The organism is Amorphus sp. 3PC139-8 (assembly GCF_040750475.1).
Classification (GTDB): Bacteria; Pseudomonadota; Alphaproteobacteria; order Rhizobiales; family Amorphaceae; genus Amorphus.
In genome coordinates, this window is the sequence record NZ_JABJVY010000004.1 from 149,819 (window position 1) to 170,843 (window position 21,025).

Genomic DNA, 21,025 nt, shown 5'->3' on the forward strand with positions numbered 1-21,025 from the left:
CCTCCGCACTGGGGAAGTATCCGACATACAGGGCCTTCAGATCACCGAACCGTCTGTACGAGCCGTCGCATAAGGAGGGATTGCGGTTTTCGCTCGCAACGGAGGTTCGTTGAATGAGATTGTCCGCTCCCATCTATCGCCTGAAGCACCGGGCCAAGCTTCATGCCCGCAGCGAAAGGATCGCGCTGGGCAAGGCCCTGGACCACGTCGCGCGGGAGGAAGGCTTCGCTACGTGGGGCCTGCTCGCCGCGGCCTATGCGCGAACCTCGCCGTCCAAGGTCCTGCTTTCTCGTCTGGGAAATGGCGATCTGTTGCTTCTGGGCGCCCGTCCGGGACATGGAAAGACCGCGATGGGGCTGCAGCTTCTGCTCGACGCCGCGCACGAAGGCAGGCGCGCCATCTACTTCACCCTGTTCCACACCCGGGCCGAGGCCATCGGCCAATTCCAGGCGATCCGCGCAACGCCGGCGGACCTCGGTCCCCCGCTGTCGATCGTCACCTCCGACGCGATCGGGGCCGACTTCATCATCCGCTCGATGTCCGATGCCGCGCCCGGCACCCTCGCGCTGATCGACTATTTGCAGCTTCTGGATCAGGAGAAGACCAAGCCCGACCTCATGACGCAAATCGCCGCTCTGCAGAGCTTTGCGCAGAAGCGGGGGGTCATCCTGGTTTTCCTCTCCCAGATCCAGCGCTCCTATGATCCCGCCAGGAACCCGCTTCCGGCCTTGCGAGACATCAGCCGGTCCGACGCCTTCGATCCGGCGGCATTCTCCAAGACCTGCTTCCTGCACGATGGCAACGTCGCATTTCAAAGCGCTGCCGACCGACAATAGAGCGCGTTCGAGGACGCCCGAATCGGCGCACGCGCCAGAGGCTGGACCATCGGCACTTTGACAATTCGCGCTTGATAGACTTGGTTTCCATTTGGCCATCGGCGACGCCGGATCAGATCTGTGAGCATGGCTGCTGGTTGCGCGACGCCGCTGGGCGATCCGCAATCGGCAGCCACGCTTGGAAGGAAAGAAGACCGTTTATGTCCGCAAGTGGTGAAAGGCCGGAGGCGTCAGAACGATCAGACACATCCCCTTCCGACTGTGCGCACCGTTTTGCTGTGGCACCTTTGATGGATTGGACCGACCGGCACTGCCGCGTGTTTCATCGGCGGCTGTCGCGGCGAGCGCTGCTCTACACCGAAATGGTCACTGCCAACGCGGTCGTTTATGGCGACCGGGAGCGGCTGTTGGGCTTTTCTCAAGAGGAGCATCCGGTCGCGCTGCAGCTTGGTGGCAGCGATCCCGCACTTCTGGCCGAAGCCGCGCGGATCGGGGCCGACACCGGCTACGATGAGATCAATCTCAACGTCGGCTGCCCGTCCGACCGGGTTCAGGGTGGCTTTTTCGGCGCCTGCCTGATGGCCGATCCGGACCTCGTCGCCCGCTCGGTGGCGGCGATGAAGGCGGCCGTCGCCCTGCCCGTCACCGTCAAATGCCGCATCGGCATCGACGATCAGGATCCGGAAATCGCGCTCGACCGGCTCGCCGACGCCGTTGTCGCCGCCGGCACGGACGCGCTCTGGGTCCACGCCCGGAAGGCCTGGCTCAAAGGCCTGTCGCCAAAGGAAAACCGAACGGTGCCCCCGCTTGACTACGATCGGGTCTATCGGCTGAAGGCACGGCTCGGCTCTCTGTTCGTCGGCATCAACGGCGGCATCGACACCCTGGCCGCCGCGCGCGACCACTTGGCCCATGTGGACGGCGTCATGCTGGGCCGCGCCGCCTATCAGACGCCCGGCCTGCTTGCCGCCGTCGACCGACTGATCTACGGCGAAGCCGGACCGGATCCCGATCCGCTTGCCGTCGCCGAGGGTCTGCTTGCCTATCTGGACACGCTGGTTGCGGCCGGCCATCGCCCCTCCGCGCTCACCCGCCATATGCTCGGCCTCGTCCATGGCCGGCCCGGCGCCAGGGCGTTCCGACGCCATCTGACCGAAGCTGCACGGGCGCCGAACGCCGGCGCCGAGGTGCTGGCAGAGGCAATAGCCCTGGTTCGCGCCGCGGACGACGGCGCACGCGCCGGCACGCTGACGGCGGCCTGACGGCGGCCTGACGTCGTCCGCCTCCCCCTCCGGAACGCGGTTTCGAACGGCGAAAGGCGTCCCCTGCTGTCGGGAGGCCCTTGCCGCAGGCGCGCCGTTCGCTCCGTCACGATCCGGCCGCGACACGCACCCCGCCGCACCGGTCGCGAAACCGGACGTTGATCTTAAACAAATTCAAGCGTTCAATTCGCCTGTAGCCTTCCGTCGCAGTGTGGCGAACCGACGCGTCTGGGGGGAGACCGGGCAACCGCAACAAAGAAAACGATTGAGGAAACACGCCAAGATGTTCGAAGGGAACGTTCATCGCCTTGCCCCGCCACGGACCCTCATGGTCGGGACCGGACGACCGGAAGTCCGCCGCATCACGTTGGCCGATGTCTACGATTCCTTCGCCGAAGGCATGGCGGACTGGCGCGAAACGCCCCTGTTCGGGATGCTGTTCGGTGCCGTCTACGCCGTCGTGGGCGCCCTCCTCATCTGGTATTTGAACAGCCATAACCGGGTCTATCTGGTGGTGCCCGCGCTCAGCGCCTTTCTCCTGATCGGCCCCGGGATCGCGCTTGGGCTTTACGAGATCAGCCGGCGCCACGAGGACGACGAACCCATCCTCCCCCGCGCGATCTATCTGGCGGGCCTGCGTCATGGCGGCGCCCAAATCGCGGTATTCGGCTGTGCCTTGGCGGTCATTGCCGTGACCTGGCTCGCAACCGCCGATTTCATCCACGATCAGATCTATGGCCACCCGGTCTGGACGATTGCCGGCCTGGTCGAGGCCGTCTTCACCACCTGGCAAGGCGCCCGCTATGCCGCGATCGGAATCGCGGTCGGGGCCGTTTTCGCGATCCTCACCTTCTGCCTGTCGGTGATCGCCGCCCCCATGCTCTTGGACCGGGACGTGGACGCGTGGAACGCCGTCACCACCAGCATCGCGGCGGTCGCGCGCAGTCCGGTCGCCTTCCTGGTCTACGCCATTCTCGTCACCGCGGTGATCGCCGCGGGCCTGGCGGCCTTCCTGATCGGGCTTCTGGTCGCGCTGCCGGTCGTCGGCTTCGCCACCTGGCACCTTTATCGCCGCACCATCGTCTGGTGAGCGGCCTATAGCGGCAAGGCGCTGGTCTCTTTCAGCGTTTCCAGCACGATCGAGGTCTTCACGTGCAAGACCGAATCGTGGGGCAGCAGCGTGTCGTTGACGAAGGCCGACAGCGCCCTCAGGTCCTTCACGACCACTTTTAAGAGATAGTCCATCTCGCCGGTCAGGGCGTGTGCCTCCAACACTTCCGGACAGCCGTTCACCAGCCGGTCGAAACGCTGTGCATTGTCCCGGTTGTGGGTTGCGAGCGTTACGGAAATGAAGGTCGCGAGCCCAAACCCCAGCCCATCGCGGTCCAGCCGGGCGCCGTAGCGTCGAATCACGCCGTCCGCCTCCAGCCGCGCCCGCCGGCGCGAACATTGGGAGGCCGACAGGTTTATCCGCTCCGACAGCTCCGCATTGGTCAGCCTGCCATCCTCCTGCAGTGCCAGCAGGATCTTGCGATCGTAGCCATCCATGCACGACTCCCGCATTCAAAGGTAAGATTCCGCACACTCCACGCATAGTGAGCCCTTACGCGCGGCAATCTGCAAGCCCGTTGCGGCCCAAATGCGCGATACTTGCTCGATTGACGGTCGCGGTCGCCCCTTCCCGGCCGCGTGAGCTCAGGAGGAGAAGCCATGGGTCCGTTCCCGCACGATGCACCGCCCGCCACCATTTCCGCCGAGAACCCGGCCGGCACCGACGGCTTCGAGTTCGTGGAATTCTCCAGCGACGAACCGGAGAAGCTGGAAGACCTATTTGCCAAGATGGGCTTCGCGCCGGTGGCCAAGCACAGGACAAAGGCGATCACGGTCTGGCGCCAGGGCGACGTGAACTATCTCCTCAATGCCGAGCCGGAGAGCTTCGGCCGCCGTTTCGTCGACCAGCACGGCCCCTGCGCGCCGTCGATGGCCTGGCGCGTCGTCGATGCCAAGCACGCCTTGGCACACGCCGTCGCTCAGGGCGCCACGCCCTACGAGGGAGACGACAAGAGCCTGGACGCGCCCGCGATCGTGGGAATCGGCGGCTCGCTGCTTTATTTCGTGGACACCTATGGCGACAAGGGCTCGCCCTATGCGGCGGAATTCGAGTGGCTGGCCGAGCGCGATCCGAAGCCGGAAGGCGTCGGCTTCTATTTCCTCGACCACCTGACCCACAACGTCTATCGCGGCAACATGGACAAGTGGTGGGACTTCTACCGCGAGCTGTTCGGCTTCACCCAGATCCATTTCTTCGACATCGAGGGCAAGCTCACAGGTCTGGTCAGCCGGGCGATCACGTCGCCGTGCGGCAAGATCCGTATTCCGCTCAACGAATCCACCGACGACAAGAGCCAGATCGAGAGCTACCTGAAGAAATATCGCGGCGAAGGCATCCAGCACATCGCGATCGGGACCGAGGCGATCTACGACGCCACCGACAAGCTCGCCGACAACGGTCTCCAGTTCATGCCGGGCCCGCCGGATGCTTACTACGAGATGTCCCATGACCGCGTACAAGGCCACGACGAGCCGATCGAGCGGATGAAGAAACATGGCATCCTGATCGACGGCGAAGGCGTCGTGGGCGGCGGCGAGACCAAGATCCTGCTGCAGATCTTCTCCAAGACCGTGATCGGGCCGATCTTCTTCGAGTTCATTCAGCGCAAGGGCGACAACGGCTTCGGCGAAGGCAACTTTCGTGCCCTGTTCGAATCGATCGAGGAAGAGCAGATCCGCACCGGCGAACTTTCCGCCTCGGCGGCGGAATAGGCCTTTCCCGTTCCGGCAGAAACCGGTTTCTCCGCCTCCGGTCGCGCGCTACATCTGAGCGAATACCAGGTTCAAGCGAACGACCATTGGAGAGGACCGATGCCGGAGATCCGCGATCCATTCTCGTCGGAGGCGCGGCCGGTGCTGGAAGGCCGGCGCGGTGCAGTTTCAGCGGCTCATCCGCTGGCCGTCGCCGCCGGCCAGGAAATGCTGGTCGCCGGCGGCAACGCGGTGGACGCGGCCATTGCCGCCCAGGCCGTGCTGTGCGTGGTCGCCCCGGAAGCCTGCGGGTTGGGCGGCGACATGCTGGCGCTGGTGAGAGGCCCCGACGCACGAATCACCGCGATCAACGGCACGGGGCTCGCCCCCGCCGGCTATCAGGGGGAGCGTCCAGAGGGCGCCAACGCCATCACCGTTCCCGGCATCGTCTGTGCCTGGTGCGAGGCCAGTGAGCGCTTCGGCAGTCTCAGCCTTGGCCATTGTCTGCAGCCTGCAATCGAGATCGCCCGTGCCGGCTTTCGGATTCCGAACAGGCTGGAGACCGCCCGAAACGAGCAGCATACGCGCCTGCTTGAGGGTGGTGCCGGCGATTGGGCGTTGATGGGACTTGGTCGGGGCGGCCGGTTCGTGCAGCCGGCCCTTGCGGATCTCCTGAGCGCGATCGGCGACACCGGCCGAGTGGCCTTCTACCAAGGCGAAATCGCCGATGCGATCGCCTCAGCCGTCGGTGCGCTTGGCGGCCGTCTGGCGGCTGAGGATCTCGCCGCCCATGAAACCGTCCTTGCCGAGCCGAACGTGACCCGCTTTGCCGGCGTGGACGTGGCGACACAGCCCCCGATGACCCAGGGCATCCTTCTCAACATGGCGCTGAACGGGCTGGAGCAGGCCGGTGCCTTGGCCGACGATCAGGCGGATCATGCCGGCGTCGAGCTGACCGAGGCGGCCTTCAGCTACCGGGCACGCGTTGGGGAAGGGAAGGCGCTTCTCGACCAAAAGCTTCGGATCAATCTGGAGCGCGCCCAGCGCCGTGGTGGCCCGCGCGCCTATCTCCACACCGCCGGGGTGGCGACCTCCGACGCTGACGGCATGGTGGTCTCCTCGCTGATCAGCGTGTTCGACGATTTCGGCTCGTGCGTGTTCGTGCCGAAGGGGGGCTTCGTGCTGAACGATCGTGCCGCCGGGTTCGGGGCCGCGCCAAACGATCCCGCCCCTTCCAAGCGTCCGGTCCACACGCTTGCGCCCTCCATGGTGACGGCGAAGGACAGCGTGCTTGCGCTGGCGACCCCCGGCGCCGACGGCCAAGTGCAGACGCTGCTGCAGGTGATCTCCAAGATCTACCGGGACGGGCGCGACGTGGCGTCGGCAATCGCCGCGCCGCGCTGGCGCAGCGAAAATCGCGATCTCCTGATCGAACGCAGCCATCCGGAAATCGCCGCCCTCCGCAGGCGCGGCCACAGCCTGAAAGTGCTCGACGATGGCGACAGCACGTTCGGCGGACTGGTGGTGGCGGGCATCAACGACGGGGCTCCGCTTGCCGGCGCCGACTGGCGCCGCGAGACCTGGTGCGGCGTGGCTTAAGCGACATAGGCAAAGGCGCCGGACAGGACCAGAATCGCAGCCGCGAGGATCACGATCGCGATCGAAAGAATGTCGATGATGCGCCGGTTCATCGACCAGGGCGATCGGCGGCCGACGATGTCGCCGATCACCGCGGCCGGACTTAAACCGACAGCCAGAAGCAGCGAGGCCCGATCGACCCCGCCGGCCACCAGATGCCCGGTGAGCGCCGCGACCGTCAAAAGCGTGAACACAGTGATCAGCGTCGCGCGGCGCGCTTCCAGGCTCACGTCCTTCAGCCGCATCAGATAGAGCAGCAGCGGCGGGCCGGGCATGGCGGCCAGGATGTTCAAGATCCCGGCGCAGAAGCCGCTGACCGCGCCGCCCTGCCAGCTCGGCTCGAGCGGCCTCGGCTCGCCGACCAACGGCACCAGCGCCGACAAGACCGCGACGCCGACCAGGATCCTGAGCGTCGGCTCGTCCACCGCCGACACGATAGCCAAGCCGACGGGAATCGCCAGGAAACCGGCACCGAGCATCCACGGCAGGAAATGCCAACGGGTCTCGTTCACGATCAGATTGACGTTACGCGCGGAGAGAACAAGCTGCAGGAACAGCGCCACCAGCACCGAGCGGGTCGGACCGATCATCAACGTCAGGAGGGAGACCATCACCATCGCAAAGCCGAAGCCGGTCATTCGTCTGATCGCGGCTGCGAATGCGGCGATGGCGCATCCGGCCACAAAGACTTGCCAGGACATTGCGAGGAATCCGGTTGAAGCGGCGGGTGTGAGCGGGACACTACAAGACCGCGGTCTCGGCTGAAACCGGCCGGAGCGCGCGGAACGGGCAACAAGAGGCCGCAACGGCCGGGGGAGAGAACACAGCCATGATAGACCAGATCGCAGTCGTCGGCGCCGGCCTGATGGGCCACGGCATCGCGTTGACCTTCGCCCGCTCCGGGCGCCGGGTGACGGTTCAGGACCCGAACGAGGCCGCACGCGCAGACCTTGCCGATCGGATCCGGGTGAGTGCGGAGGCAATCGGCTGCGACGCGGCGGAAACGGACGCGCTTCTGTCGCGCATTGCCGTGACCGACGCGATCCCAGCCGCCGTGGCGGACGCCGACCTGGTGTTCGAGGCCGCACCGGAAAAGCCGGCGCTGAAGCAGGCGCTGTTTGCCGAGATCGAGGCGGCGGCAAAGCCGGATTGCCTGTTCGCCTCCAACACCTCGGTGATTCCGATTTCCACCATCATGGGCGGGCTCACCCGGCGCGGCCGCGCGCTCGGCACCCATTGGTGGAACCCGCCTCACATGATCCCGCTGGTGGAGGTGATCCGCACCGAGTGGAGCGACGACAGCGCGATCGACGCCGTGTTCGATCTTCTGGTGGAGGTCGGCAAGCGCCCTGTCCGGGTCGAAAAGGACGTGCCAGGCTTCATCGGCAACCGGCTGCAGCTCGCCCTCTGGCGCGAGGCCGTCAGCCTGGTGGAAAAGGGGATCTGCGACGCCGATGCCGTCGACACCGTGGTCAAGGAGAGCTTCGGCCGCCGACTGGCGGTGATCGGCCCGCTGGAGAACGCCGACCTGGTCGGCACTGATCTCCTGCTCGACATCGCGCGGGTAATCTTCTCCGACCTGGAAAGCCGTCCCGATCCTTCCCCCTATCTGGAACAGCTCGTGGAAACCGGCCGGCTCGGCATGAAGTCCGGCGAAGGCTTTCACCATTGGAGCAAGGAGGAGGCCGCGGCCCTGCACCGCCGGCTCGCGACCCATCTGAAGCGGCTGGAGACCATTCTGGAGGCCTAACGACCGCTCCGTTTCGGCTGGAAACGCAAAAAGCGCACTCAGCGCGGTTGCCTACCGACGCTGAGTTGCCTATGTCCCGGGGTCCCCGCCCAAAAAACCGAAGGGACTCGCCGATGATCCGCACGCCCTACTATCTGATCGACAAGGCGGCGTTGCAGCGGAACATGGAGATCATCGACCGGGTGCGGGAGCTTTCCGGCGCAAAGGCGCTGCTGGCGCTGAAATGCTTCGCCACCTGGTGCGTGTTCGATCTGATGCGCGCGCACATGGACGGCACCACCTCCTCCTCGCTCTACGAGGTGCGGCTGGGGCGCGAGAAGTTCGGCGGCGAGACCCATGCCTACAGCGTGGCCTACGGCGACGACGAGATCGACGAGGTCGTCTCGCACGCCGACAAGATCATCTTCAATTCGCTCAGCCAGCTCGACCGCTTTACCGCCCAGTCGGAGGGCCTGGTGCGCGGGCTGCGCCTGAACCCGGGCGTCAGCTCGTCGAGCTTCGATCTTGCCGACCCGGCGCGCCCCTTTAGCCGGCTGGGCGAGCGCGATCCTACCCGGATCGAAGCCGCCCTGGACCGGGTTTCCGGCTTCATGATCCACAACAACTGCGAAAACGCCGACTTCGCGCTGTTCGACCAGCTTCTGGACGACATCGAGGCCCGCTTCGGCCCGCTTCTTTCCAAGGTCGATTGGGTCAGCCTCGGCGGCGGCATCCACTTCACCGGCGAAGACTATCCGATCGGCGCATTCGCGGCCCGGCTGAAGGCGTTTTCCGAGCGCTACGGCGTCCAGGTCTATCTGGAGCCCGGCGAAGCGGCGATCACCAACTCCACGACCCTGGAGGTCAGCGTCCTCGACGTGATGGAGAACGAGAAGCGCCTCGCCATCGTCGACAGCTCGATCGAGGCACACATGCTCGATCTCCTGATCTACCGCGCCAGCGCCGAGATCTCGCCGGATGAGGGACCGTATTCCTACATGGTCTGCGGCAAATCCTGCCTGGCCGGCGATATTTTCGGCGAATTCCGCTTCCAGGATCCGCTCCGGATCGGCGACCGGATCTCGCTCCGCGACGCGGCCGGCTATACCATGGTGAAGAAGAACTGGTTCAACGGCGTCAAGATGCCGTCGATCGCGGTCAAGGAACTCGACGGGACGGTCCGCGTCGTGCGCGAATTCGATTTTTCCGACTACGAACACAGCCTTTCTTGAGAAACGCAAGCTGACACAGAACTGATATCGCAAAGGAGCTGATCACCGACATGAAGAAAAACGTCCTCATCATCGGTGCCGGGGGTGTGGCGCAGGTCGTCGCGCACAAGTGCGCCCAGAACAACGATGTCTTGGGGGACATTCACATCGCCTCACGCACCGTGGAAAAAGGCGAGGCGATCGTCTCTTCCGTGGCCGAGACCGATGCGCTCAAGGTTCCCGGCGCGATCGAAGCGCATCAGCTCGACGCCATGGACGTGTCGGCCACCGTCGATCTGATCGACCGGACCGACAGCTCCATCGTGATCAACGTGGGGACGACCTACATCAACATGTCGGTGCTGTCGGCCTGCATCGAGTCCGGCGCCGCCTATATCGACACGGCCATTCACGAAGATCCGCTGAAGGCCCAGGAAGGGGCCCCCTGGTACGAAAACTACGAGTGGAAGCGGCGCAAGGAATGCGACGCGGCCGGCGTGACCGCCGTGCTCGGCGTCGGCTTCGATCCGGGCGTGGTCAACGCCTATGCCGCGCTCGCCCGCGACGACTATTTCGATACCATCGACACGATCGACATCATCGACGTCAACGCCGGCAGCCACAGCCACTATTTCGCGACCAACTTCGATCCGGAGATCAATTTCCGCGAGTTCACCAGCGAAGTCCTGACCTGGCAGAACAACGAATGGGTCTCCAACGAGATGTTTGAGGTGCGCCACGACTGGAACCTGCCGGTGGTCGGCCGCCAGCCGACCTATCTGTGCGGCCACGACGAGATCCATTCGCTGTCGCAGCGCCTGGACGTGCCGACCGTGCGGTTCTGGATGGGATTCGGCGAGCACTACATCAACGTCTTCACCGTGCTCAACAATCTCGGCCTGCTTTCCGAGCAGCCGGTGACCACGGCGGAAGGCCAGGAGGTGGTGCCGCTGAAGGTGGTCAAGGCCGTGCTGCCCGATCCGGCCTCGCTGGCGCCGACCTACACCGGCAAGACCTGCATCGGCGACCTGGTCAAGGGCACCAAGAACGGCAATCCGCGCGAGGTCTTCCTTTACAACGTGGCCGACCATTCCGACGCGTTCGAGGAAGTCGGCAGCCAGGGAATTTCCTACACCGCCGGTGTGCCACCGGTGGCGGCCGCCATGCTGATCGCCGACGGCACCTGGGACGTCGGCCGGATGGCCAACGTGGAAGACCTTCCGCCGAAACCGTTCCTGTCGGTGCTCGGGAAGATCGGACTTCCGACCTGGATTCGGGAAGGCAACCGGCAAGAACCTTTGTTCGCGTAACTCTCTGCCAATGCCGGATTGATTGGGCCCGATCTGGGCCTACTCTAAAACCGGCAGCGCCTCGATCAGCCGGCGGGTGTAATCCTCCGCCGGCTGGCTGAACACCGTTTCGGTGGGACCCGCTTCCACAACCCGCCCGTCGCGCAGCACCACCACGCGCTCGCACATCATCCGCACGACCGCGAGGTCGTGGCTGATGAAGACGAATGACAATCCCATCTCCCGCTTCAGCCGTTCCAAAAGCGTCAGGATCGCCGCTTGGACGGAGACATCCAGCGCGCCGGTCGGCTCGTCGAGCACCAGCAGATTCGGGGAGAGCGCGATCGCCCGGGCGATCCCGACTCTCGCGGCCTGGCCTTCCGAAAGCGTGTGCGGAGGACGCTCAAGAAGCTCCCTCGACAGTTGAACCCGTTCAGCAAGATCCGCGACCGTTTCCTTGAGGCATCCTCCTCCCAGCGCCGCCATCCGCCTCAGCGGTTCGGCAATCGCCTCGAACGCGGTCAGCCTCGGATCGAGGCTGCCGCCGGGATCTTGAAACACGAGCTGGATTCGCCTGCGCTCCGGCATGCGATGAAAGCCACGGGCCGGGATTTTGCCGATTTCCCGTCCTTCGAACCGGATTGCGCCCGCGGATGGATCATCCAACCGGCAGATCAGCCGAGCGAGCGTGCTCTTGCCGGCCCCGCTTTCCCCGACGATCCCAAGGCTTTCGCCTCGCCGAACCTCGAACGACACTCGATCGAGAGCTTGAACGGCACCAAACCGCATGGAGAGATCGGAGACGGCGAGCAGCGGCTCGGCCTCCACCGCGACAGGACGCACCGGCGGCAGCTGTTCGCTTGCGATCGCCTCAATCCCTCGCCCGGTTCGCGGCGTCGCCGCCACAAGCGCCCGCGTGTAGGCGTCGCCCGGCGTCGCCAACACCGACGACGACGGCCCGGTCTCCACGACCCGCCCGGCCTTCATCACGACGATCCGGTCGGCCCGCTTGGCCGCAAGCGCGAGATCATGGGTGACCAACAGCATCGCCATGTCCCGTTCGGCAACGAGTCCGGCTAGCAGTTCCATCACCGCCGCACCGGTGACGGTATCGAGCGCAGTGGTCGGCTCGTCGGCGATCAAAAGCCGTGGCCGCCCGGCCAGCGCGAGCGCAATCAAGGCACGCTGACACTGGCCGCCGGAGAGTTCGTGGGCATAAGCGTTCGCCACGCGCTCCGGATCGGCGATCTTCACTGCCTCCAGGAGCGCCACAACCTCCGCCCGCGCCCCACGCCGCGGCAACGATCGGTGGGCACGGACGGCATCGGCGATCTGCCGGCCGATCCGGCGGATCGGGTTCAGCGCCGCGCGCGGGTTCTGAAAAACCATCGCGATCTCCCCACCGCGCAACACACGCATCCGAGCGGGAGACGCCGTCGTCAGTTCCTCGCGAACAAAGCGGACCGAACCATTGGTAATCGTTGCGGAGGGGGGCAGCAGCCGGGGCACGGTGGCTGCCAACGTGCTCTTGCCCGCCCCGCTCTCCCCCACCGCCGCGACCACCTCGCCCGACGCGATGGACAAGGAGACCTCGCGCAGCGCCGCCTCCTGAGCGCCGTGCCCCCCGTAGCGGACGGAAAGCCCTTCGACCTGCAACACATCCTCAGCCATCCCGGCCCCGCAGGTCGAGCCGGTCGCCGAGACCATCGCCCAGAAGCGTGAAGGCGAGCGCGGCGGCGGCAAGAGCGCCTCCGGGACACACCACCAGCCACCAATGGCCGCTTGCCAGATAGCGCGCACCTTCGGCGACCATCATGCCCCACTCCGCCGTGGGCGGATGCACGCCCAGGCCAACAAAGGACAGGCCGGCAGCATTCAGGATCGCCCAGGCCAGATTGGTGGAAGCCTGCACCATCAAAACCGGCAGCACGTTGGGAACCAATGCGCCGAACACCACGCCGAGCGGCCCTCGGCCGCAAAGTCGCGCCGCCTCCACCCAGCCGAGGCCGCGCCGGGCATTCACTTCGGCCCGGGCCAGCCGCACATAGAACGGCAGATTGACCACCGCCGTCGCGACGATGAGGCTCGCCACGCCGGTGCCGAGTGCTGCGGCCAGCGCCATCGCCAGCACGAACAGCGGAAAGGCCAGGAGCACGTCCACCAGCCGACCGGTGACCCGATCGAACCAGCCACCGAAATAGCCGGCCAGCGCGCCGGCAAAAGTGCCTATGGCGAAAGAGGCGAACACCGCTGCCGCCGCGATCAGAAGATCCAGCCGCGCGGCGATCAACAGGCGTGAGAACACGTCCCGGCCGATCTGATCGGTGCCCGCCCAATGAGCGAGGCTGGGCGGCTGCAGCGCTTGCGCCGCATTGGAGGCATAGGGGTCGTAGGGCACAAGCCAGGGAGCAGCAACGGCGACAACGACCAGAGCCGCGACGGCGAAGCCGCCGATCAAGGCCGCAAGGTCAAACCGAGCGGCCCAGCTCCTGCGCCTGTCGATGGCCGTGCGCACGCTCATGCTAGCGACACGCGCGGGTCGACGGCGCGGTAACAAAGATCTATCGCCAGGTTCATCAGGACGAACAGGCCGGCCATCATCAGCACGAAGCCCTGAACGGCGGCAAAATCGCCAGCCATCAGCGCGTCGACGGAATAGGAGCCGATGCCGGGCCAGGCGAACACCTTTTCCACCAGCACGCTTGCCCCCAAAAGGGTGGAAATCACGGTTCCGCAGAGGGTCAGCACCGGAAGCAGCGCATTGCCGAGGCCATAGACCAGCACGACCCGAAACCGGGACAGGCCCATCGCCTCGGCGGTGCGGACGAAATCGCTCGCCATGGCCGCCCGCATCGCCGTGCGCGTGATGCGCACCATCGGTGCCATGACGAAGACGGCGAGCGTCACGGTTGGCAGCACCAGCTTGGCAAGTGCGGAGGAGAATGCGGCGTGATCGCCCGCAATCAGCGCATCCAGGCCAAGAAACCCGGTGACCTGCTCCGGCGGGATCAGAAAGATGTCGAGCCGGCCGGTCGGATCCGGCGCCCAACCGAAGAGCACATAAAAGATCTCGATCAGGACCAGACCGGTAACGAAGGTCGGCACCGCGATACCGACCGTCGCCAAGACGCGGGCGCCGAGATCGACGAGGCTGTGCGGCCGCAGCGCCGCCGCGATCCCGAGCGGCAGGGACACCAGCAGCGCCAGCGCGAAGGCCGCCGCGATCAGCTCCAGCGAAGCCGGAAGCCGACGCGCCAGATCGGCGACAACCGGCCGGCCCGTCATCAGGGATGTGCCGAGGTCTCCGCGCGCCAGATCCCGGAGGTAGATCCAAAACTGTTCGGGCAGCGGCCGGTCCAGCCCGAGGTCCGCCTGGATCGCCGCGATTTCGGCCTCCCCCGCCGATGGCGAGGTGGCATACAGGCTCGCCGGGTCGCCGGGCAGCACGCGCAGCAGAACGAACGTCAGGACGAGCACCCCGGCGATTGCGGGAAGGGCCGCCAACAACCGTTTCGCCACGCGTGCCAGAAGGAGGCTCACCACCCGCATCGTCTGCTCTCGCCGCCGCCCGTCCGCCGGCCGCCGGCCGACGGCCATGTCTAGAGCCGTTCAGCTGTTCATGGAATCGCTGAACGGCTCTAACCGTTTGTTTTGACGCATTTCCGGACGGCCAATCGGTTTCCACTTGGCCTGGAAATGCTCTAGCGGCGCTTCAGGTCCCGGACGTCGATATAATAGTGATACCAGGTGGTGAAGCCGTCGATATCGGTCCCCATCACCACGTCCTGGGTCGGTTGCCAGAGGAAGGCCATCGGCACCTGATCGGCCGCGATCGCAATCATCTCCTTGGCAAGCGTGTCATAGGCCGCCTGGTCCGGCTCGAAGCGCGCCTTCGGCAACAGCGCGTTGACCTCCGGGTTGTTCCAGCTTGAGAAGTTCCAGCGGGAGTCCCCGCTCAAAAAGATGCGGAAGAAATATTCCGCGGACGGAAACAGCGCGTAGGAGCGCTCCAGAAGCATCGGCAACCGCTTCTCCGTGATCGCCTCGGCCATCTGCGGATCCGGCAGCTTGTCGATCCGGACCGTGATCCCGATCTTGCCGAGCGCCTCTTGCACAAGCGCGGCCGAAGGCTCCGCCCACGAAGACCGGGCGACCGCATAGGACAGCGTGGTCTCGAAGCCGTCCGGATAGCCGGCCTCGGCGAGCAGGGCCTTGGCGGCCACGACGTCGGTGTGGAGCGGCAGCGCCTGGGGAAAGTCCGCGCTTGGCGGCTGGTCGGTCCAGTCGGCACCATATAGCCGGCCGCCGAGGCCGGACACCGCCGTCTGGAACATCGCCTCGTAGGGCAAGGCCAGGGAAATCGCCTGGCGCACCTTGGGATCGTCGAACGGCGCCATCTGGGTGTTGAAGATCACCGCCATGAACGCGCTCGGTCGTGCCGCCGCGATGACCTTCACCGCATCGTCATCGCGCAGGCGAACCAAATCCTCCGCCAGAAGGTCGGTCGTCACATCGGCATCGCCGCGCGCAACCAGGCTGGCCCTCAGCGACGGGTCCGGCACGGTCTGCACGATCACGCGCTCGAAGGCCGGCATCGGGCCGCTTTTCCAATCGTCGTTGCGCTCAAGCACAACCGCCTCGCCGGGCTCGAAACGGGCGACCTCATAGGCTCCGCTCGATGCGGTATGGGTCTTCAGCCACTCCACGCCCCAGGGATCGTCCGGACCGGCTTCGCGCTTGACCAGCTCGGCGTTGAACATCGGGGCATAGAGCGAGGCGAGGTTCGCCAGCGCCAGCCGGTCGACCTGAGGCAGCGTGATGCGCACGGTCCGCTCGTCGACGATCGTAAACTGATCCGGACTTGTCAGCGAGCCGGTCTTGAGCTGTGCCTTCGACATGGTGTCGGCGCTGACAGCGCGGTCCAGCGACCATTTCACGTCCGCGGCCGTCACCGGCGAGCCGTCCTGCCAGACCGCGTCGGGGCGAAGGTGGATCGTGATGGTGAGGCCGTCGGGGCTCACGTCGAAGCTCTCGGCGAGTTCGCCGCGCAGCTTGGAAAACGTAAACACGTAGGTGCCGGGCTCGTCCTCCTGGGGCTTGCGCTCGAAGGCGATCAGCCGGTCATAGGTCGCCGCGCTCAGCGCAAGCGATGCCGGGGTCGCCCCGAGCGTCATCGGATCGAGCGAATTGATCGTCCCGCTGATCACTTCGCGCAGCGTCTCCTCCCGCGTCTGCGCAGCGACGGGTCCGATGGCCAGAACGCCTGCGCCCACGACGAAGCTCAAAGCGATCAGACCGTGACGGATACTGGAAACCAAACTCGGCACGCCTTCCTCCTCAAAATGTCGGCCCGGCGGGGATGCCCTCATCCCGCCCCCTGCACCGTCGCCGCCGGATCGAGGCCAGAGGGACTCGTCCCTGCTGCGCGATGCCGCACTCTGATGCCGGATCGCGCAGACATGCGCAATTCTTCGCGCACTGTGCGCGGCCGCCTGCGCACAGTGCGTTATGCGCTAACGCATCACGCATGGCGCCCGCCAGCTTCCCCAAACGACAACCGCCCCCGCCAACGTCGACCGGACCAGCGTCTCACTTCCCCTCTCACGAGCACCGGCAGGGGCGTCATCCTCAGTTGTCAGACATCTGAAGACCTGCTAACGAGAGGTCAAAAGCAACAGATCGACCCGGGAGGGCGAGCAAGATGACGGCAAGCACGTCCGGAGCGGGTGCGGCAACGTTCCGATCGCTGGAACGGCCGAAGCGTCTGCCGGACGAGATCGCGGATCAGATCACCGAACGGATCGAGGCCGGCGCCCTCACCCCTGGCGACCGCCTGCCGACCGAGGCCGCCCTCTGCCGGGAGTTCGGTGTCGGCCGCAGCGCCATTCGCGAGGCGATTGCCAAGCTGCGCCAGGAAGGCCTGGTGGAAACCCGCCAGGGCATCGGCGCCTTCGTCACCGCCGATCCCAAGACCTCCGCCTTCCGAATCGATGTCGAGCGCCTGCGCACCATCGAGGACCTGCGCCAGATCCTGGAATTGCGCATGGAGATGGAGGTGGCCGGCGCCGCCATGGCCGCCCGCCGTCGCACCCGCAATCAGCTCGCCGAGCTGGAGGCGGCGTTCGTGACCCTGAGAGCCAGACTCCAAGAGGGTGTGTCGGCGATCGCCGAACAGCAGGAGTTTCACCGCGTGCTCGCGCGCGCGACCAACAATCCGCACTTCAGCGACTTCATTCAATTCGTCGGCGGGCGCATCGCCGCCAGCCTCGAGGCCGAGCAGCGCCACGCCCCCCGCGACCGGGCCGCCGCGCCGAGCCTTTTGGCCGAGCACGCGGCAATCCTCGAAGCCGTGCGCGTCGGCGACCCCGACCAGGCCCGTCGCGCGGTCTGGAACCACCTGTTGCGCTCGGCCGACCGACTTGGCCTGCGCGGTCTGCAAGGATGGGAAGAAAGCAGAATGACGTTGATTGGTGACACCACCATTCCGGCCTGTGCGGCGGCGGACCCGACTCCGCGCCCGCCGAAATTCACGCCGCCGGAATGGGCCTGCGACTGTCACGCCCATATTTTCGGACCGGCCGGGACCTATCCCTACACCCCCCACCGCACCTATACGCCGCCGGACGCCTCGCTTGAGCAGTATCGGCACATGCTCAAGACACTCGGCATCTCCCGCGCGGTGATCGTGCAACCGAGCGTCTACGGCACCGACAACCGCGCCACCATTGATGCCGTAAAGGCCGGCGGGCCGAATTTTCGCGGCGTCGTCGTGGTCGACGAAAATATCCCCGAGCGGGAACTGGAAGAGATGCACGCCGCCGGCGTGCGCGGGGTGCGCATCAATCTCCTGTTCAAGAGCGGGATCGAGGTCTCCGACGTGCGTCGGCTGGCGCAGCGGATCGCGCCCTTCGGCTGGCATCTCCAGATGCTGATCGACGTCTCGGAGTTCGCCGACCTGCGCGCCACCATGGGCGAGCTGCCGGTGGATACGGTGTTCGACCACATGGGCCACATGCCGACTTCCATCGGCACCGACCACCCCGGCTTCCAGGAGATGCTTACGCTCCTGAAGGACGGCCGCTCCTGGGTCAAGCTGTCGGGCGCCTACCGCATCACCACCCAGACCCATCCGCCCTATTCCGACGTCGCGCCCTACGCCAAGGCGATCATCGCGGCCAATCCGGAGCGGGTGCTGTGGGCGACCGACTGGCCGCATCCGTACGTAAACGTTCCGATGCCCAACGACGGAGACTTGCTCGACATGCTCTTCGACTGGGCGCCGGACCAAGCGACGCGAGATCGCATTCTCGCGGACAACCCGGCGAAGCTCTACGGCTTCGACGTGTAACTTCCCACTGAAACAAACAACCTCGGGAGGTATCCCAATGTTCGACTTCACCAGGCGCCGAGTCTTCGCGGCAACAGCCGCGGCCGCCCTCGCGCTCTCGCTCGGCTCGGCCCAGGCCGCGCAGACCGTGCGTATCGGTTGGACCACGTCCGACGGCGAGAAGGATCCCTACGCCATCGCCGCCCGGCAGTTCGCCGAGGAGGTGGAGAAGGCGCTTCCGGGCAAGTTCACCTTCCAGTTCTTCCCGAACAACCAGCTCGGCGACGAAAAGCAGATGCTGGAGGCGCTGACCTTCGGCACCCTCGATATCGGCGTGATCACCAACGCCCCGATCGCCAACCTGGAGCCCGCCTTCCAGCTCAACGACATGCCGTTCCTCTACGCCAACGAGGACCAGGCCCACGAGGTGCTGGACGGCGAAGTCGGCCAGGAGCTCATGAGCAAGCTGGAGTCCAAGGGCATCATCGGGCTCGGCTTCGCCGAGGGCGGCTATCGCCACATGATCAACAACGCCCGCCCGATCAATCAGCCCGACGACGTCTCCGGCGTGAAGTTCCGGGTCATGCAGAATCCGGTCTTCATCGACATGTTCCAGTCGCTCGGCGGCAACGCCGTGCCGATGGCCTGGGGCGAAACCTTCACCGCCGCCCAGCAGGGCACCATCGACGGACTCGAGATCCCGCTCGCCGTGATCGCCTCCAACAAATATGCCGACGTGGTGCAGTATCTGTCGCTGACCAAGCACACCTACTCCGCGCTCGGGCTGCTCGCTTCCAAGCGCTTCTTCGACAAGCTGACGCCGGACGAGCAGGCAGCGGTGCGCGAGGCGGCGAAGACCGCGATCGCCACGCAGCGCGAGAGGACCGAGGCGAACGCCGCCGAGCTGATCGACACGCTGAAGGCCGCCGGCATGCAGGTGAACGACGTCTCCGACGCGGCCGCGTTCCGCGAGAAGGTGACGCCGGTCTACGAGTCCTTCAAAGGCGAGGTCGGCCCGGACCTGTTCGACAAGGCCCTCTCCCAGGTCCAACAATAGTCTCGGCTATCGTCCGTCCCGGGGAGTTCACTCCCCGGGGTGGTCACGCCCGAGACGGGAGCTCCAACGAAGGCTTCGAACCGTCATGCTCACGCTGCTCGACCGGATTTCCCGTGAGGTCGCGCGGGTGACCGGCTGGATCGTCATCGCGACTGCGACGCTGATGATCCTCTGCCTGATCCTGCAAGTCTTTTCGCGTTATGTGCTCGGCTCGGCGTTCTCCTGGACCGAAGAGCTGGCGATCATTCTCTTCGCCTGGACCACGCTGCTTGCCGCCACCTCGGCAATCCGCGACGGCGCTCATGTCCGGCTGGTGTTCATCATCTCCGCGCTGCCGGAACCGGTGCGCCTGGTCTGGTCGCGGGTCGTCGCAGCTGCGGTGCTGGCCTTCTGCGTCGTGTTCGCCTGGTCCGGCGCGACCTATGTGGACTCGACCTTCGGCCAGGTGACGGCCGCCATGCGCATCTCCATCGAGTGGCTGCATGTCGTGGCCCCGGTCGCAGGCGTCCTCGGCGCGCTGCACGCTCTGACTCGCCTGCTGATACCGCTCGACCTCAAAGAGGACAGCCCGTCATGAGCGACGCGTCCTGGACCATTCTCCTCGTCTTCCTCGGCGGCCTGTTGACCGGCGTTCCGATCGTGTTCTCCATCGGGCTTGCCGCGATCGCCGGCCTCTATGTGGCCGACTTCCCCTTCGTCGTTCTCGCCCAGCGCGTGATCGCCGGCACCCAGGTGTTCTCGCTCTTGGCGATCCCGGGCTTCGTGCTTGCCGGCGATCTGATGATGCATGGCGGCCTGTCGCGACGACTGGTGAAGGTCTGCCAGGCCTTGGTCCAGCACGTCACCGGCGGGCTCGGGATGGTGACGGTTCTGTCGGCCACCTTCTTCGCGGCGATTTCGGGCTCCGCGCCGGCCACCACGGCGGCGATCGGCGGCATCATGGTGCCGGAGATGGAGCAGCGCGGCTGGCGGCGCGACTTCTCCGCCGCCCTTGCCACCGCCTCCGGTCCGATCGGTCAGATGATTCCCCCCTCGATCCCGATGATCATCTGGGGTGTGGTCGCGGAAGAATCGATCAGCCAGCTCTTCCTTGCCGGCATCATCCCCGGCTTCCTGGTCGCTGTCGGTCTGATGACGGTCTGCTATTTCACCGCCCGGCGCCAGAACATCATGACCGACGTCAAGCGCGCCACTTGGCCGGAGCTGCGCTCCGCGCTCAACCAGGGCAAGTGGTCGCTGGCCGCGCCCGTCATCATCCTGGGCGGCATCTATGGCGGCGTGTTCACGCCCACCGAAGCGGCCGCGATCGGCGTGGCCTACGCCTTCATCGTCGGCTTCTTCATCCATCGCGAGCTGAAGCTCTCCGATCTCGGCGCGATCATGCTGCAGTCGATGCGCACCTCCACCATCGTCTGCTTTATCATCGCCGTCGCCTCCGCCTTCGGCTGGTTGGTGGCGATCGAACAGCTTCCCGATACCATCGCCTCGGGCATCCTGTCGGTGTCGTCCAACCCGATCGTGATCCTGCTGCTTCTGAACCTGTTCCTGCTGTTCATCGGCGCGGTGATGGACAACATCGCCGCCATGATCATCCTGGGCGGAATCCTGACCTCGATCGGCAACCAGATCGGGCTCGATCCGACCCATCTGGGCGCGCTGGTGGTGATCAACCTCGCGATGGGCATGGCGACGCCACCGTTCGGCTACTCCCTGTTCGTGGGCGCGGCGATCTCAAAACTCTCGATCGAGGAGGTCGCCAAGGCGCTTTGGCCGATGCTCCTGATCATGATGGTCGTGCTTGCCCTGGTGGCCTACGTGCCCTGGGTGACGCTCGCCCTGCCCTCATTGGTTCGGTAGAGCATTTCCAGGCGAAG

The 21,025-nt window shown here is 65.7% G+C and carries 18 protein-coding genes; 12 read left to right on the plus strand and 6 right to left on the minus strand.

Annotation, left to right across the window (positions count from 1 at the left end; translation table 11 throughout):
• Positions 1-113 precede the first annotated feature (113 nt).
• From HNS03_RS06065 to HNS03_RS06075, 3 genes are all read left to right on the plus strand, one after another.
• Entirely contained in the window at positions 114-836 is a 723-nt protein-coding gene (locus tag HNS03_RS06065; RefSeq protein ID WP_367193799.1) for a DNA helicase, read from the plus strand.
• Between the two features lie 200 nt (positions 837-1,036).
• Complete coding sequence (gene dusA, locus HNS03_RS06070) at positions 1,037-2,098, plus strand: tRNA dihydrouridine(20/20a) synthase DusA (RefSeq protein ID WP_367193800.1); 1,062 nt, start codon at positions 1,037-1,039, stop codon at positions 2,096-2,098.
• Positions 2,099-2,381: 283 nt separating this feature from the next.
• Positions 2,382-3,188, plus strand: a complete 807-nt coding sequence (locus HNS03_RS06075; RefSeq protein ID WP_367193801.1) for a DUF2189 domain-containing protein — start codon at positions 2,382-2,384, stop codon at positions 3,186-3,188.
• A 5-nt stretch (positions 3,189-3,193) separates the two neighbouring features.
• Here HNS03_RS06075 and HNS03_RS06080 read toward each other — a convergent pair whose 3' ends face one another.
• Positions 3,194-3,661: an Lrp/AsnC family transcriptional regulator gene (locus HNS03_RS06080; RefSeq protein ID WP_367193802.1), complete on the minus strand. Its 468-nt coding sequence runs from the start codon at positions 3,659-3,661 to the stop codon at positions 3,194-3,196.
• A 147-nt stretch (positions 3,662-3,808) separates the two neighbouring features.
• Between HNS03_RS06080 and hppD the strand changes: the two genes are divergently transcribed.
• Both hppD and HNS03_RS06090 read left to right on the plus strand, forming a co-directional pair.
• On the plus strand, positions 3,809-4,921 hold the full coding sequence (gene hppD, locus HNS03_RS06085; RefSeq protein WP_367193803.1) for a 4-hydroxyphenylpyruvate dioxygenase: 1,113 nt from the start codon (positions 3,809-3,811) through the stop codon (positions 4,919-4,921).
• Between the two features lie 99 nt (positions 4,922-5,020).
• On the plus strand, positions 5,021-6,499 hold the full coding sequence (locus HNS03_RS06090) for a gamma-glutamyltransferase (protein WP_367193804.1): 1,479 nt from the start codon (positions 5,021-5,023) through the stop codon (positions 6,497-6,499).
• On the opposite strand, the gene HNS03_RS06095 is transcribed toward HNS03_RS06090, so the two are convergent.
• Entirely contained in the window at positions 6,496-7,239 is a 744-nt protein-coding gene (locus HNS03_RS06095) for a TSUP family transporter (RefSeq protein WP_367193805.1), read from the minus strand. The two genes, HNS03_RS06090 and HNS03_RS06095, sit on opposite strands and share 4 nt — an antisense overlap.
• A gap of 128 nt (positions 7,240-7,367) precedes the next feature.
• Here HNS03_RS06095 and HNS03_RS06100 point away from each other — a divergent pair, with 128 nt between their 5' ends.
• From HNS03_RS06100 to HNS03_RS06110, 3 genes are all read left to right on the plus strand, one after another.
• Complete coding sequence (locus HNS03_RS06100; protein WP_367193806.1) at positions 7,368-8,288, plus strand: 3-hydroxyacyl-CoA dehydrogenase family protein; 921 nt, start codon at positions 7,368-7,370, stop codon at positions 8,286-8,288.
• A gap of 113 nt (positions 8,289-8,401) precedes the next feature.
• Positions 8,402-9,499: a carboxynorspermidine decarboxylase gene (gene nspC / locus HNS03_RS06105; protein ID WP_367193807.1), complete on the plus strand. Its 1,098-nt coding sequence runs from the start codon at positions 8,402-8,404 to the stop codon at positions 9,497-9,499.
• A 50-nt stretch (positions 9,500-9,549) separates the two neighbouring features.
• Positions 9,550-10,788: a saccharopine dehydrogenase NADP-binding domain-containing protein gene (locus HNS03_RS06110; RefSeq protein WP_367193808.1), complete on the plus strand. Its 1,239-nt coding sequence runs from the start codon at positions 9,550-9,552 to the stop codon at positions 10,786-10,788.
• Positions 10,789-10,827: 39 nt separating this feature from the next.
• Here the strand turns inward: HNS03_RS06110 and nikE are convergent, their stop codons facing one another.
• From nikE to HNS03_RS06130, 4 genes are all read right to left on the minus strand, one after another.
• Complete coding sequence (nikE, locus tag HNS03_RS06115) at positions 10,828-12,438, minus strand: nickel ABC transporter ATP-binding protein NikE (RefSeq protein WP_367193809.1); 1,611 nt, start codon at positions 12,436-12,438, stop codon at positions 10,828-10,830.
• Positions 12,431-13,288 (minus strand): ABC transporter permease, encoded by an 858-nt coding sequence (locus tag HNS03_RS06120; protein ID WP_367193810.1) that lies wholly within the window; start codon positions 13,286-13,288, stop codon positions 12,431-12,433. The genes nikE and HNS03_RS06120 overlap by 8 nt, the downstream gene beginning before the upstream one ends.
• Positions 13,285-14,316 (minus strand): ABC transporter permease, encoded by a 1,032-nt coding sequence (locus HNS03_RS06125; protein ID WP_367193897.1) that lies wholly within the window; start codon positions 14,314-14,316, stop codon positions 13,285-13,287. The genes HNS03_RS06120 and HNS03_RS06125 overlap by 4 nt, the downstream gene beginning before the upstream one ends.
• Positions 14,317-14,468: 152 nt before the next feature.
• Positions 14,469-16,094 (minus strand): ABC transporter substrate-binding protein, encoded by a 1,626-nt coding sequence (locus HNS03_RS06130; protein WP_367193811.1) that lies wholly within the window; start codon positions 16,092-16,094, stop codon positions 14,469-14,471.
• Positions 16,095-16,468: 374 nt separating this feature from the next.
• Here HNS03_RS06130 and HNS03_RS06135 point away from each other — a divergent pair, with 374 nt between their 5' ends.
• From HNS03_RS06135 to HNS03_RS06150, 4 genes are all read left to right on the plus strand, one after another.
• On the plus strand, positions 16,469-18,115 hold the full coding sequence (locus HNS03_RS06135; RefSeq protein ID WP_367193812.1) for an amidohydrolase family protein: 1,647 nt from the start codon (positions 16,469-16,471) through the stop codon (positions 18,113-18,115).
• 37 nt (positions 18,116-18,152) lie between these two features.
• Positions 18,153-19,151 carry a DctP family TRAP transporter solute-binding subunit gene (locus HNS03_RS06140; RefSeq protein ID WP_367193813.1) on the plus strand — a complete coding sequence of 333 codons (999 nt, stop codon included), beginning with the start codon at positions 18,153-18,155 and terminating at the stop codon, positions 19,149-19,151.
• 85 nt (positions 19,152-19,236) lie between these two features.
• Positions 19,237-19,728, plus strand: a complete 492-nt coding sequence (locus HNS03_RS06145) for a TRAP transporter small permease (RefSeq protein ID WP_367193814.1) — start codon at positions 19,237-19,239, stop codon at positions 19,726-19,728.
• Positions 19,725-21,008, plus strand: coding sequence for a TRAP transporter large permease (locus tag HNS03_RS06150; protein ID WP_367193815.1), 1,284 nt, complete (start codon positions 19,725-19,727; stop codon positions 21,006-21,008). The genes HNS03_RS06145 and HNS03_RS06150 overlap by 4 nt, the downstream gene beginning before the upstream one ends.
• The last annotated feature ends 17 nt before the right edge of the window (positions 21,009-21,025 follow it).

Bases quoted from the DNA above. Each gene is read 5' to 3' on its own strand.
- HNS03_RS06065 (WP_367193799.1), top strand. From the start codon at position 114: ATGAGATTGTCCGCTCCCATCTATCGCCTGAAGCACCGGGCCAAGCTT.
- dusA (WP_367193800.1), top strand. From the start codon at position 1,037: ATGTCCGCAAGTGGTGAAAGGCCGGAGGCGTCAGAACGATCAGACACA.
- HNS03_RS06075 (WP_367193801.1), top strand. From the start codon at position 2,382: ATGTTCGAAGGGAACGTTCATCGCCTTGCCCCGCCACGGACCCTCATG.
- HNS03_RS06080 (WP_367193802.1), bottom strand. From the start codon at position 3,661: ATGCGGGAGTCGTGCATGGATGGCTACGATCGCAAGATCCTGCTGGCA.
- hppD (WP_367193803.1), top strand. From the start codon at position 3,809: ATGGGTCCGTTCCCGCACGATGCACCGCCCGCCACCATTTCCGCCGAG.
- HNS03_RS06090 (WP_367193804.1), top strand. From the start codon at position 5,021: ATGCCGGAGATCCGCGATCCATTCTCGTCGGAGGCGCGGCCGGTGCTG.
- HNS03_RS06095 (WP_367193805.1), bottom strand. From the start codon at position 7,239: ATGTCCTGGCAAGTCTTTGTGGCCGGATGCGCCATCGCCGCATTCGCA.
- HNS03_RS06100 (WP_367193806.1), top strand. From the start codon at position 7,368: ATGATAGACCAGATCGCAGTCGTCGGCGCCGGCCTGATGGGCCACGGC.
- nspC (WP_367193807.1), top strand. From the start codon at position 8,402: ATGATCCGCACGCCCTACTATCTGATCGACAAGGCGGCGTTGCAGCGG.
- HNS03_RS06110 (WP_367193808.1), top strand. From the start codon at position 9,550: ATGAAGAAAAACGTCCTCATCATCGGTGCCGGGGGTGTGGCGCAGGTC.
- nikE (WP_367193809.1), bottom strand. From the start codon at position 12,438: ATGGCTGAGGATGTGTTGCAGGTCGAAGGGCTTTCCGTCCGCTACGGG.
- HNS03_RS06120 (WP_367193810.1), bottom strand. From the start codon at position 13,288: ATGAGCGTGCGCACGGCCATCGACAGGCGCAGGAGCTGGGCCGCTCGG.
- HNS03_RS06125 (WP_367193897.1), bottom strand. From the start codon at position 14,316: ATGCGGGTGGTGAGCCTCCTTCTGGCACGCGTGGCGAAACGGTTGTTG.
- HNS03_RS06135 (WP_367193812.1), top strand. From the start codon at position 16,469: ATGACGGCAAGCACGTCCGGAGCGGGTGCGGCAACGTTCCGATCGCTG.
- HNS03_RS06140 (WP_367193813.1), top strand. From the start codon at position 18,153: ATGTTCGACTTCACCAGGCGCCGAGTCTTCGCGGCAACAGCCGCGGCC.
- HNS03_RS06145 (WP_367193814.1), top strand. From the start codon at position 19,237: ATGCTCACGCTGCTCGACCGGATTTCCCGTGAGGTCGCGCGGGTGACC.
- HNS03_RS06150 (WP_367193815.1), top strand. From the start codon at position 19,725: ATGAGCGACGCGTCCTGGACCATTCTCCTCGTCTTCCTCGGCGGCCTG.